The organism is Cobetia sp. Dlab-2-AX (assembly GCF_024124625.1).
Classification (GTDB): Bacteria; Pseudomonadota; Gammaproteobacteria; order Pseudomonadales; family Halomonadaceae; genus Cobetia.
In genome coordinates this window covers 24628-37822 of record NZ_JAMXRV010000012.1, presented here as the reverse complement: position 1 = coordinate 37822, position 13195 = coordinate 24628, and the positions used below count along the sequence as shown (strand labels likewise).

Below are 13195 nucleotides of genomic sequence, written 5' to 3'. Positions count from 1 at the left end.
GGCAGTTCACTCCTTCGCAACAGGATGGTGGTAGATGAATCCCTTGAAGACCCTGATGCAAGACCACGGCTACCAGCTCGGCGAGGACGGCCGCCTAACGCTGGGTGAGCCAGCTGACGCCTCCATGCCACTCGCTGACATGCCTCACGCTGGCGTAGCCGACCGTGCCTTGGCCGAGAATGTACTGACCCCGCTGGGCAATTTCGAGGTACTCGAGGTCTGCGGCAAGGATGGCGGACGCTTTCTGCAGGGACAGACCTCACAGCAGCTGAGTCTGGTCGATGGCGAGCTGGCGCCGCTGACGACCTTCTGCACCCCGAAGGGACGCATTCTGGCCATGGCCCAGCTGCTGCGCGTCAGCGAAGAACGCCTGTGGCTCGTGATGCCAGCTGACACCGCTGAACCGCTACGTGCCCATCTGGCCAAGTTCGCGCCCTTCTACAAGGTGACGCTGGAGGTATCGAGTGAGCTGAGTGTGCTCGGCCTGCTCGGCGAGCAGGCTCTGGCGGCCAGTGCCGACGCCCTCGAAGTACCTGCGCTGGCCGAGCATGACCTGGCGATGCGCTCGGTCCTCCCGTCGCCCATGCAGTCGAGCGAGGAAGCAGGACCACAGACCTGCGCGCTGGCGCGCCAGCCGTCAGGCAGTACCCCGCGCGCGATACTGGTTGGCCCGCATGCCGCGCTGGCAGATCTCGCGACGACGCTTTTCGCGCGCGATGTGGCCGCCAACGACGACACCCGCTGGGGCCTGGAAGATATCCGCTCCGGTCTGCAGTGGGTCACCTCCGCGCAGACTGACAGCTGGCTGCCGCAGATGCTCAATCTGGAAGCCCTCGCCGCGATCAGCTTCAAGAAAGGCTGCTATACCGGCCAGGAAGTCGTGGCCCGCGCCCACTTCCGCGGCCAGGTCAAGAAACGTCTGCAACGCCTGACGACAGCGCAGCCGGCCGACTTGCCGGCGGTGGGCAGCAAGGTCACAAGCCCCGACGGCAAGTCTCTCGGCGAAGTGCTGCAGGCAGCCCATGATGAGCAGGGTCGCCTGGAGCTGCTGGCCGTGATCAGCCTGCGCGATGAAGAGATCGCGTTGGCATTGGAAGATGGCACCCAGCTTGAACGCAGAGCGCTGCCCTATGCCGTCGAGCGTCGCGATCCGGAGCAGCTCAAGGACTGAAGGGTACGGTTTGATGCACTGATCGCTTCACAGACACCAAAAGAAAGCCCCGCGCGTACCAACGTGCGGGGCTTTTGACTGTCGGGATTGCTGATGTCAGGCACCTGCCGGGGCTCACAGCCCTTACAACCCTTCCGGCAGCCAGCCATCCCCTGCGACCAGGTGCTCGATCAGCTCCTGTACCGGCATCGGTCGTGCATAGAGATAGCCCTGATGCAGCGAACAGCCATGTGCGAGCAATTCCGCTCGCTGCTCTGGCGTCTCGATACCTTCTGCTACCACCGCAAGATGGAAAGCCTCCGCCAGGCCCAGCATTGCTTCGATCATGGCCTGCCCCTTGCTGGAGCCAAGCGCCATCACGAACTGCCGATCGATCTTGAGCTTGTCGAACGGCAACTGCTGAAGCTGTGACAGCGAGGAGTAGCCCGTGCCGAAATCGTCCAATGCCAACGCCACGCCGTGAGCCCGAATGGTCTGGAAAAGCACGGCGAGGGCCTGGATGTCATCCGGCAGCTGGCTCTCGACCAGTTCAAGCGTCAGGCGCTCACACAGCTCCGGATACCGGAACAACATTTCCAGGTCTGACAGGAAGCGCTTGTCCATCATGTGGCGCACGGTCACGTTGACGCTCATATGCAGCTCATGTCCGCTTTCGTGGACGCGAATCAAGGTCGCGATGCTCTCCTTGAGCACCCAGCGCCCCAACGCGACATCCAGGCGGGCGGACTCGACGATGGCCATGAAGTCCGCCGAGCCCATCAAGCCATGTTCGGGGTGCTGCCAGCGAATCAGCGCCTCCGACAGCTGCAAGCGGCCGCTACGCCCATCGACGATCGGCTGCACGAAGAGCCTGAGCTGATTCTCGCGCAGCGCGACGGTGAACTCGGCCTCCAGCTGCTTGAGGCGACGCAACTCACGCTCCGCTTCCTCATCGAAGAAATGCCACTCGCGTTGGCATTGCTGGGTATCGTGCAGGGCACGTTCGGCGCGATAGACCAGCGCATCCACCTGATGGCCATCCTCGGGATAGCGCGTGATGCCCAGACTCGGCTGCAGATAGATCACCTCATCATTGAGCGTGACCTTGTCGCGCACGGCGTTCAGCAGGTTGTCCAGCCAGCCGCTGATACCGCCACGCGTCGCTTCCAACAGCCGGCGCTGGACCATGATCAGCAGCCTGTCGGTCTCAAGGCGCGCCACATCGCCGGAATTGCCAAGCAAGGGAGCGATGCGTTTCTGGACCTGCTCCAGCTGGTGATTGCCCGGTTCGGCGCCGGCATGATCGAAGAGCACCTGCAAGCCGCCAATTCGCAGTGCTATCAGCACGAAGCCCTCCATCGGCGCGACCTCGCCCAGCTGGTCAATCCGCACCTTGATCAGCCGCAGCATGCCTTCACGACTGAGCAAACCGGTATCGAGATCCATCTCGCGCTCTTCGAGTAACTGGTGCTGGAGCAGCACGCGTTCCTGCTCCAGCCCTCTTACCACCAGCGTATCGAGGGTCATGTCCAGCAACGGCATCATCTCGGTGGCGTTGAGTCGATGACCGCGACTGGCCACCAGCAGCAATTCGCTGCGCCCGGGATGTGGCGAGATCGAATAGCCCATCAACTGGCTGGCGCCCAGTCGCTGACACAGCAGCAGGGCGCGATCTTCCTGCTCATCGACACTCCTGTCGACATCCCCATCGCCATCTCGTCGCGAGCGATCACCGGCTGACACACACACGCGCCCTACCGGCAGGCGCCAGAGAGTATCACGCCGCAACGATGCCTCACTCAACCACTCACGCTCATCGTGACTCTGCAGAATCAGGTAGCCGGCGTTGGGATTGCCCACCTCACGCCGATAGATGATGATCTCTGCCCCCAGCATCTCGCGCACGCGCTGCAGGTAGCGGGTGAGAGACGCACGCGCATTCTGCGGCGTGTGGGTTTCATAGGGGACGCTCAGGAATTGCTGGTTGAGGATGCTGTGGCGCTGGTATTGATGCTCGAGATAGGCGCCATAGGCCCGGCTCGCCCTGCGGCGCCGATTGTCGCGCACCTGCATGCCGATGGTCCCCATGCCCGCCAGCAAAATGATCAACAGCAGCACCGCCAGCGGAGTGCCCATCTTCTGCACCAGCTGAGCGACGCGATTTTCATCCTGCCAGCAGGCCTTGGCATGGTTGTAACGATCGGCCCGGGCGGATGCCGGCAAGGCCACGCAGACCTGCTGCGTCGCGACAGGCTGTGGCATGGCGTTGCTGACCACCTGCAGGCCCTTCAAGCCCAGCACGGCCGCCTGCTCATCCAGCAGGTCTGTCGTGAGCGGCATGCCCAGTATCAACAGCCCCTGCTCGTCCTGCGGTGGCAAGGCCTCCTCATCCTCGTAGAGGCCCTGCATGCCGATCAGCCATGGCTGGTTGTCGACGATCAACCAGGCCAGCTGAGGTTGTGTCGGTGACTGGCGGGCAGCCTGCATGACGGGGGCGAGCGCGCGTCGCCAGCTCACTGGCTGCTTGCCCAGCCAGTCGGCCCCCGGGGACCCGGCGTTGTGCTGCACCCAGGCTGCCACCTGCCCATCGCCACGCACGGCAGAGATCAGATAGATGCCGGTATTGATGGCGAACTCAGGGCCATACATGTACTCGAGCCAGGTCGTGTCCAGCTCGGGCTCGCGTAGAAACCTGTTCACGGCTTCTTCCCAGTAGCCGTTTTCGTGCAACTGTCCCGCGAGCAGGCGCTGTTCACTCTTGACCCACAAGGCCAGCCGCTGCCTGTCGGATTCACGATCCGCCTCGCGGGATTGCGTGATCTGACTGGCCGTCAACCAGCCGGTGGCCAGCAATGCCGCCAGCAACAGCAGCGGCAGCAGATACATCCGATAGCGGGGGCCAGCAGGCAGAGAAGTGTGCGGGAAGACAGCAGAAAACTCGTGTGCCGGCACACGAGAAGAGGAACGCGATGGTGAAGAATCTGACATTGATTTACCGATGATGAGGCGACCTCCTGAACCGGGTCGGCAGGCTGTCGCCTGACCTTTGAGGTCAGTCTAGATCAGACGTTCAGTTGAAGAATACGCTGCACATTCGTCGTGGTAGATAACGCGATATCGTGGCGACTGCTCGAGCGGAGTTCCGCCACCACGTCCGCGACCTTGGCCACTCGCGATGGCTCATTGCGCTGCCCCTGAAACCCGTACAGCGGCATGTCGGGGCTATCAGTTTCGAGCACGAAGCCATCGTCTGGCAGTGACGCCACCACTTTGCGCAGCTTGTTGGCACGCGGGTAGGTCACGCTGCCGCCCAACCCCAGCACGAAGCCAAGCTCGAGAAAGCGCTGTGCCTGCACCTGACTGCCCGCGAAGGCGTGGATGATACCGCCACGGGTGAGTCGTGCCTGCTTGAGTCGTTTGGCCACTTCGTCATTGGCGCGCACGCAGTGCACGATGACAGGCAGGGAGAATTCGCGTGCCATGCTCAGCTGGGCCTCGAACAACTGCCATTGGGCGTCATGATCGGCCAGTCGCGCATCAAAGCCACATTCCCCCAACGCGACGACATGATCAGCATGCTGATCGAGGGTCTGATGAAGCGCCGCCAGCGCGTCATCACCATGCTCGGAAAGAAAATAGGGATGCAACCCCAAGGCACCGAATATACCCGCCGATGAACCCGCCAGCGCCAGCACTGCAGGAAAGCTTACCACCGTAGTGGCGGGCACCACGAAGGCCGAGACGCCTTCCTGCTCGGCACGCGCGATGACCGCCTCACTATCCGGCGTGAAGTCAGCGAAATCCAGATGGCAATGGCTGTCGATCAGCATGGAATCTCTCGGTGATGGTAGAACTGCCATCGTGCTATATCAGCGAGTGACAGACAAACGAAGGGACCGACCTGGTGGCCGGTCCCTTGAGGATGAGTGTCGATATTTCTTGTCAGTCGTCGTGCCCGACGCAGATGGCCTAGGCCGCCTCCACCGGCGCTGCCGGCGCAAGCTCCGAGGTGCAATGACCACAACGGGTCGCTGCCAGCGGCACCTTGGATAGACAATACGGACAATCCTTGTCGGTGACCTCCTCCGGCACTTCCTCGGCCTCCTTCTTCAGCTTGTTGATCTGACGAATCAATACGAAGACTGCCAGCGCCACCAAGGCAAAGCTGATGATGGCATTGATGAACAAGCCATAGTTCAGCGTCACGGCCCCCGCTTCCTTCGCGGCATCCAGGCTGGCATAGGGGGCCGCCTGGGCACCTTCCTTGAGCACGATGAAGAAGCTGGAGAAATCGACTCCCCCGATCAGCAGCCCGATCAGCGGGTTGAGCATGTCACCCACCAGACTCTTGACGATCAGGGTGAATGCCCCGCCGATGATGATGCCGACTGCCATGTCGACGACATTTCCCTTGACGGCAAAATCACGAAATTCCTGCATGAATCCGGACATCTGTCACCTCCTGTCACTCGCTAACCATCCGGTGGATTACCACGCATCAAGCGTGGCCCGCACTGAGACATATCCCACGCCATTGTTGTTGTCATTGTCTGCGCCCTACCGACCTTCGCCCCAGCAAGCTTCATCACAGGGATGCCAGCAAGACAACATGACCCGAGCATTATGCCGTGCTGATGCCACGCCACAGGTCGGCTGTGTAAACGTAGGGTTACACGCTTGTCTGGACACAAAAAACGCCACCTTTATCCGGGCATAAAAAAACGCCACCCCCGAGGGGTGGCGTTTTTTTATGCCCGGATCGACAGTCTCGCTATCGCAGCGTCGCTGTGGCAGCACCATTACTACATCGCCGCTGCGGCAACGCCGTTGTGGCAACTGTCTCAGTGCTCACGGGTCGCGCGGAAGGTGATGTCCGGCCAGCGTTCCTGGGTCAGCTGCAGGTTGACGCGGGTCGGCGCGATGTAGGTCAGCCAGCCACCGCCGTCGTAGGCCAGGTTGGCACTGGCCTTGCGCTTGAAATCTTCCAGCATCTTGGTGTCATCGCAGTAAATCCAGCGCGCGGTCTGCACGTTGATCGCCTCATAGATGCACTCGACCTTGTACTCTTCCTTCAGGCGATGAGCGACCACGTCAAACTGCAGTGTACCGACGGCACCGACGATCAGGTCGTTGTTGTCGAACGGCTGGAAGACCTGGGTCGCGCCCTCTTCGGAGAGCTGCTGCAGACCTTTCTGCAACGCCTTCATCTTCAGCGGGTCCTTCAGGCGCACGCGCTTGAACAGTTCCGGCGCGAAGTGCGGAATGCCAGTGAAGCGCATGTCCTCGCCGATGGTGAAGGTGTCGCCGATCTGGATGGTGCCGTGGTTGTGCAGTCCGATGATATCGCCCGGCCAGGCCTCTTCCACGTGGGAGCGGTCCGCCGCCATGAAGGTCAGGGCGTCAGGAATCTTGACGTCCTTGTTGATGCGTACGTGGCGCATCTTCATGTTCTTCTCGTACTTGCCGGAGCAGACACGCAGGAAGGCGACACGGTCACGGTGCTTCGGGTCCATGTTGGCCTGGATCTTGAACACGAAGCCGGTGAAGCGCTCATCGTGGGCAGTGACTTCGCGGGTATCGGTATCGCGCGGCTGGGGCGGCGGCGCGTATTCGACGAAGCCGTCGAGCATCTCACGCACGCCGAAGTTGCCCATGGCGGTACCGAAGTAGACCGGCGTCAGCTCACCACGACGATAGGCCTCGAGATCGAACTCGTGAGAGGCGCCGCGCACCAGCTCGACTTCCATGCTCAGCTCTTCGATCAAGCCCTCACCCAGCGCTTCAATGGCTTCAGGGCTGTCGAGGCCCTTGATGCGTACGTCATCGGGGATGCGGTTGCCCTGGCCCTGCTTGTAGAGATGGATCTCGTCATTGAGCAGGTGATAGACGCCCTTGAAGCCCTTGCCGACACCGATCGGCCAGGTAATCGGCGCGCACTGGATGTTGAGGACCGTCTCGACTTCGTCCATCACCTCGATGGGGTCACGCGTCTCACGGTCCATCTTGTTGACGAAGGTCAGGATCGGCGTGGTGCGCAGACGGCAGACTTCCATCAGCTTGATGGTGCGGTCCTCGACACCCTTGGCACCATCGATGACCATCAGCGCCGAGTCGACGGCCGTCAGCGTCCGGTAGGTATCCTCGGAGAAATCCTCGTGCCCGGGGGTATCCAGCAGGTTGACCATGCGGTCCTTGTAGGGGAACTGCATCACGGAGGTGGTCACGGAGATGCCACGCTCCTGCTCCATCTTCATCCAGTCAGAGGTCGCGTGACGATCGGCCCGCTTGCTCTTGACCGAGCCGGCCATCTGGATGGCATTCCCGAACAGCAGCAGCTTCTCGGTAATGGTGGTCTTACCGGCATCCGGGTGAGAGATGATGGCGAATGTACGGCGCACATCCGCCGCCTTGGCAATCTGGGAATCTGACATGAGCTGAAAGGCATCCGGCCCGGCGTGAGACACGCCGCGCGCACTGTTGGGTGAATAGCAGAACAAGACGAATGGCGCGCATTGTAGCGGCTGGCGCGGCGCGGCAACAGAGGCGAGCGCGATCAGCGGCCTTCAGTCATCCTTGCGCGCGCAAAAAATGCCAGGGCCTTACTCCTCGACCTCGGACAGTGTCTCGACGATATGGCACTGCGCCACCACCCCGCCGGCACAGCAGTGTGTCAGGCGCTGCAACTCCTCCTCCATGACAGCGAGGTCGCGCTGACGCTTGCGCACCTCGGCCAGCTGCGCCTCGATTCGCGCGTCTATCTGATCGCACGGCAACGCCTGCTGATCCGCCAGCCCAAGCAAGGCGCGGATATCATCCAGCGAGAACCCCAGACGTCGACAACGGCGGATGAAGGTCAACCGGCGCAGTTGTGCATTGCCATATTTACGATAGCCGTTGGCCGCACGCCGCTGCGGTGCCAACAGACCCTGCTTCTCGTAGTAGCGGATCGTCACCGCCTGGACGTCTGAGGCCTTGGCCAGCTGGCCGATGCTCATCGCCCCTGTGACAGCCTCTGTGTCAGACCCTGTGCAAGCCGCTGATCTTTGCGGGTCTTGCGCTGCTGTCCCCGGTTCGCGCTCGGTTCCTTGTGTCATGAGACTTGACCTTATAGTGACTATAACCTCCATGCTGTCAGCAATACGACAGGAGGCCAAGACCCCTTATGAAAAGCTGTTGCGAAAGCAAGTCTGGCGAGCTGGCAGAGCTCAGAGCCTCTCAGGGCAAGGTACTCAAGATATTGCTGGCACTGAATGCCAGCATGTTCTTCATCGAATTCACCGCAGCCTGGTGGCTGGGCTCCACCGCACTGCTGGGGGATTCACTCGACATGTTCGGCGATGCCAGCGTCTACGCCCTGACCCTCTACGTCCTGCACCGCAGCGTGCGTGAACGTGCGTTGAGCGCGCTGGTGAAAGGCATCGTGATGCTGGCGCTGGGCGTGATTGTCCTTGGCGAGGCGGGCTATCAGGCCCTCCATGGCGTCGCCCCCGCCGCACACGGCATGGGCGCCTTCGCCCTGCTGGCACTGGCCGTCAATCTGGTCTGCTTCGGCCTGCTGTGGCGCTTCAAATCGGATGATCTGAACATGCGCTCCACCTGGCTGTGTTCACGCAATGACATCATCGCCAATGCCTCGGTCTTCGGCGCAGCACTCCTGGTCGGCTGGACAGGTTCCCGCTGGCCGGATGTACTGCTGGGGGCGGCGATTGCAGCACTCTTCCTGCAGTCCGCCTGGCAGGTGATACGCGATGCGCGAGTTGAGCTTGGCGAGGCCAAGCAGGCCGAAAGCGTGCAAGCTGCGCATGAGCAAGACGCAAGCTCCCAAGCCCCTGACGCTCCGCCATCATCCTGCGCCACCCGCAGTTGTTGCGCGCCATCCACGGCTGCCGTAGCGGTCGAGCAGACACCCGCCAGCGGCGACAGCTCCAGCAAGTGCTGTCGTTGAGACGATGACCTGAGACATGGAAGCGCCCCACCGTTTCGGGTGGGGCGCTGCTTGCTGCCTTGAAGCCATGCGCGTCAGGCCGCCGGACAATCTGGCTGACGCTCGGGGTGGGCCTGCTGGAAGGCTTCCAGTGACTGACAGGCCGCCTCGATGGCCAGAATCCTCGGGTAGTCCTCGAGTTCACACTCGAAGCGGCGCGCATTGTAGAGCTGGGGCATCAGGCAGGCATCCGCCATGCCCGGGCTATCGCCATGACAGAAGCGCCCTGCACTTTCCGCCAGCATCACTTCCAGACGCGCGAAGCCCTCGGCGACCCAGTGTTGGTACCACTCAAGGCGCTTCTCCTGGGAGACCTCAAGCTGATCGGTCAGATAATTGAGCACGCGCGGATTGTTGAGCGGATGCATCTCACAGGCCATGAACTGGCATAGTGCGCGCACCTTCGCACGCGCTTCCGGCGCTGAGGGCAACAGCGCCGGGGTGGGCCAGCGCTCCTCCAGATATTCCATGATCGCGAGCGACTGGGTCAGGGCCACAGGTGCCGGGGTATCTCCCACCATCAGGGTCGGCACCAGTCCCTGGGGATTGATGGCCAGATAGTCCTCGCTGCGCTGTTCGCCCTTGAGCAGATTGACCGGCACCTGAGCGACCTCAACTCCCTTGAGCGCCAGCGCGATTCTTACCCGATAGCTGGTAGATGAACGGTAATAGCCATACAGGCTCATTGAACTCATGCTGCACTCCCCTGTGACGCGGTTGAATGCCGGCCGCCCCTTCGCACTGCCTCGCACCCTGTTGGCTTGAGGCTTACCGGAGCACGACGTCTTCCCGAGACGTGTCTCTGAGAAGTTCTACCTCACGACGCCGCCCTCAGGCGTCCAACTGCGTCACCTGCTGATCAATGGCGCCGAAGATGCTCTGACCATCGCGATCGAACATCTCGATGCGAATGCGATCACCGAAACGCATGAAGGGCGTGCGAATCTCATCGAACAGGATCTTCTCGACCATGCGCACTTCGGCCAGACAGCTGTAGCCCACGCCCCCTTCGCTGATCGGTTTGCCGGGGCCGCCATCCTTGCCGGGATTGGATACGGTGCCTGAACCGATGATCGCGCCGGCGCCCAGGGGGCGAGTCTTCGCGGCATGTGCCACCAGCTGCGGGAAGCTGAAGATCATGTCTGGCCCGGACTCTGGCTCACCGAACTTTTCACCATTGAGATGCACGCTCAACGGCAGATGCACGCGACCCTGCTGCCAGGCATCCCCCAGCTCGTCCGGCGTCACGGCGATGGGCGAGAAGCTTGACGACGGCTTGGCCTGGAAGAAGCCGAAGCCCTTGGCCAGCTCGCCGGGGATCAGCCCACGCAGACTGACGTCATTGACCAGCATCAACAGGCGAATGTGGTCCTCGGCCTGCTCCGGACTGACGTGCATCGGCACATCATCGGTGATGACGGCGATCTCGCCTTCGAAATCGATGCCATGCTCCTCACTGACGCATACGATATCGGCGTTGGGGGCCAGGAAGCTGTCGCTGCCACCCTGATACATCAGCGGGTCATGCCAGAAGGTCTCGGGCATCTCGGCGCCACGTGCCTGGCGCACCAGCTGGACATGGTTCAGATACGCGGAGCCGTCTGCCCACTGATAACTGCGCGGCAGCGGGGAATGAAGCGCCTGGCTTTCCAGCGCAAAGGCGTCCGCCAGCGTGCCTTCATTGAGCGCCGCGTAGCGTTGCTCGAGCCCGGGCGCCAGCGACGTCCAGTCCTCCAGCAGCGCCTGCAGGGTCGTTGCGACATCCGCGACCTTGACGGCGCGGGTCAGGTCACGGGAGACCAGCAGCAGTGTTCCATCGCGGGAACCATCCTGATAGGTAGCGAATTTCATGGGTGCCTCCTTGGTGAGCAACGTAAGCAGTAGCCTGGGATCAGGTGAAGATGAACAGTCAAAGGTCATCGCTGATGCAGGGTGAGTTAAGGAGTGAATCAAGGAATGGATCGTGGCGTGGCGTGGGGCGTAGTAAGCGGCGTGAAGTGAGACGCGAGCCCCTGCCATACCGAGCCGTAGTCGCGCTGACGAGCGCTCGACGACAGGGCCTGCGAGGTGGTCTGGAACAGATAGCGACTCTCGAACATGAAGGCGAGCGTATTGCCCTGATACCGGGGGGCGAGCTCTGCCTGACTGGCAGCCTCGAAGGTGGCAGCGTCAGGGCCATGCGGGGTCATGGCGTTGTGCAGACTCGCGCCGCCCGGACGGAAGCCTTCGCGCTTGGCGTCATATTCGCCATGGATCAGCCCCATCAACTCGCTCATCAGGTTGCGATGGAAATACGGCGGTCGAAAGGTGTTCTCGGCGACCATCCAGCGCGGCGGGAAGATCACGAAGTCGAGATTGGCGACCCCGGCGGTGTCCGACGGTGATGTCAGCACGGTGAAGATCGAGGGGTCAGGATGATCGAAGCTGACCGTATTGATCGTATTGAAGGTCGCCAGATCATATTTGTAGGGCGCGTAGTTGCCGTGCCAGGCCACGACATCCAGCGGTGAATGATCCAGGCTCGCGCGCCAGAAGCGTCCGCCGAACTTGGCCACCAGGGTGAAGTCACCGGCTTCGTCCTCGAAACGTGCCGATGGCGCGAGAAAGTCACGCGGATTGGCCAGTCCATTGCTGCCGATGGGCCCCAGCGAGGGCAGCTCGAGAGGCGCGCCATAGTTCTCGGCCACATAGCCTCGACAGCCCTCCGCGTGCCCCGCCAGCGGATTGAGCTGGAACTTGATACCACGCGGAATCACGACGATCTCGCCGCTGGTGACTTCCAGCAGGCCCAGCTCGCTGCGCACCTCGATGGCACCCTGCTGCGGCACGATCAACAATTCGCCATCAGCATTGTAGAAAAAGCGCTGCTGCATGCCGCGAGAGAAGGCGTAGAGATGCGTGGCACAGCCCTGCTGCGCCTGGGCATCCCCATTGACCGCCAGCGTGATCAGGCCTTCCAGAAAATCGCCAGCACAGAACGCGATGGGGTCCCAGCGCATCGGGTTGGGATCCGGCATTCCCTCGGCCAGCGGTGCGGTAGCGACCTGCGGCATCTCCATGGGCTGATAGGCGCCCTGCACCACCGAGGGCCGAATGCGGTAAAGCCAGCTGCGCAGATTGTGGCTACGCGGCGCGGTGAAGGCCGAGCCGCTCAACTGCTCCGCGTACAGGCCATAGGGGCAACACTGGGGAGAGTTCTGGCCCTGCGGCAAGGCGCCAGGCAACGCCTCGCTGGACACATGATTTCGAAAACCGGCGTGATAATGACACTCAGCGTTGCGCTCGCGCATGACGATTCATCTCCTTGTGGGCTCGCGGCTCCTGATAACCCGGTGCATCCACGGCAAGACATGCCGCCACCGCCCTCAAATAGTTACATATGAAACCATATAGACAGATTCATACCTTGACAATCGCTCAAGTGCTCGACTTTTGTCTTGCTCGCTGTCGAAAGTGGTAACATCGGTAACCTAACCCAACCGCCATGCACTGTCGTGACAACGCTGGTCAGCCCTCTCACCGAGACAGGTAACTCTCGATGCAACGCACTGATGACACTCCCGAAGCGCGCGATGCCCTTGATGGGGAAGCCTCACAGGACACGCCCCGTTACGAGCTGGATCTTGACCAGTTCCTGCCCTATCGCCTCAACCGACTGGCCGAGCGTACCAGTGAGGCGATGTTCGCCCGCTATGGCGAGCGCTTCGCCATCAATGTCGCCGAGTGGCGTCTGCTGGCCTGGTTGAACCGTGGCGTGCCGATGACAGCGCGGGAAATCAGCCTGCGCACCCACATGGACAAGGTACGCGTCTCGCGCGCCGTCAAATCACTGGAGAGCCGAGAACTGATCCTGCGTCGTCCGAGCGATCAGGACCAGCGTGCGCAGTTGCTCGTTCTCACCGCCGAGGGCGAGGCCATGCTCGCCGAGCTGATTCCCGAAGCGCGGCGTTTCGAGGATGAGCTGCTCGGCGCCGTCAATGCACGCCAATACCGTGATCTGCTGCTCACCATGCAGACTCTGGAGCGACAACTGGAACAACTGCCGGGCAGCGACTGAAACA

The 13195-nt window shown here is 61.8% G+C and carries 11 protein-coding genes; 3 read left to right on the top strand and 8 right to left on the bottom strand.

Annotated features, from left to right (window positions below; all coding sequences use genetic code 11):
• Positions 1-34 precede the first annotated feature (34 nt).
• Positions 35-1171 (top strand): folate-binding protein, encoded by a 1137-nt coding sequence (locus tag NH396_RS15690; protein ID WP_253064786.1) that lies wholly within the window; start codon positions 35-37, stop codon positions 1169-1171.
• 123 nt (positions 1172-1294) lie between these two features.
• On the opposite strand, the gene NH396_RS15685 is transcribed toward NH396_RS15690, so the two are convergent.
• The 5 genes from NH396_RS15685 to NH396_RS15665 form a co-directional block, all read right to left on the bottom strand.
• Positions 1295-4138: a GGDEF domain-containing phosphodiesterase gene (locus NH396_RS15685; protein ID WP_253064784.1), complete on the bottom strand. Its 2844-nt coding sequence runs from the start codon at positions 4136-4138 to the stop codon at positions 1295-1297.
• A 74-nt stretch (positions 4139-4212) separates the two neighbouring features.
• Positions 4213-4980: a TatD family hydrolase gene (locus NH396_RS15680; protein WP_253064783.1), complete on the bottom strand. Its 768-nt coding sequence runs from the start codon at positions 4978-4980 to the stop codon at positions 4213-4215.
• 139 nt (positions 4981-5119) lie between these two features.
• Complete coding sequence (mscL, locus tag NH396_RS15675) at positions 5120-5602, bottom strand: large conductance mechanosensitive channel protein MscL (RefSeq protein WP_253064782.1); 483 nt, start codon at positions 5600-5602, stop codon at positions 5120-5122.
• Between the two features lie 389 nt (positions 5603-5991).
• Entirely contained in the window at positions 5992-7581 is a 1590-nt protein-coding gene (locus NH396_RS15670; protein WP_253064780.1) for a peptide chain release factor 3, read from the bottom strand.
• Positions 7582-7749: 168 nt separating this feature from the next.
• Positions 7750-8145: a helix-turn-helix domain-containing protein gene (locus NH396_RS15665; protein ID WP_253064778.1), complete on the bottom strand. Its 396-nt coding sequence runs from the start codon at positions 8143-8145 to the stop codon at positions 7750-7752.
• 167 nt (positions 8146-8312) lie between these two features.
• Between NH396_RS15665 and NH396_RS15660 the strand changes: the two genes are divergently transcribed.
• A complete protein-coding gene (locus NH396_RS15660; RefSeq protein ID WP_253064776.1) occupies positions 8313-9095 on the top strand; it encodes a cation diffusion facilitator family transporter in 783 nt (260 codons plus the stop codon).
• A 74-nt stretch (positions 9096-9169) separates the two neighbouring features.
• Here NH396_RS15660 and maiA read toward each other — a convergent pair whose 3' ends face one another.
• The 3 genes from maiA to hmgA all read right to left on the bottom strand — a co-directional run bounded on the left by maiA (position 9170) and on the right by hmgA (position 12424).
• Positions 9170-9820: a maleylacetoacetate isomerase gene (gene maiA, locus NH396_RS15655; protein WP_253064872.1), complete on the bottom strand. Its 651-nt coding sequence runs from the start codon at positions 9818-9820 to the stop codon at positions 9170-9172.
• 145 nt (positions 9821-9965) lie between these two features.
• Positions 9966-10985, bottom strand: a complete 1020-nt coding sequence (locus NH396_RS15650) for a fumarylacetoacetate hydrolase family protein (RefSeq protein WP_176677257.1) — start codon at positions 10983-10985, stop codon at positions 9966-9968.
• Positions 10986-11083: 98 nt separating this feature from the next.
• The gene (gene hmgA / locus NH396_RS15645; RefSeq protein WP_253064774.1) at positions 11084-12424 is read right to left on the bottom strand and encodes a homogentisate 1,2-dioxygenase; all 1341 of its coding nucleotides are present in this window, start codon (positions 12422-12424) and stop codon (positions 11084-11086) included.
• 248 nt (positions 12425-12672) lie between these two features.
• Here hmgA and NH396_RS15640 point away from each other — a divergent pair, with 248 nt between their 5' ends.
• The gene (locus NH396_RS15640) at positions 12673-13191 is read left to right on the top strand and encodes a MarR family winged helix-turn-helix transcriptional regulator (protein ID WP_253064772.1); all 519 of its coding nucleotides are present in this window, start codon (positions 12673-12675) and stop codon (positions 13189-13191) included.
• The last annotated feature ends 4 nt before the right edge of the window (positions 13192-13195 follow it).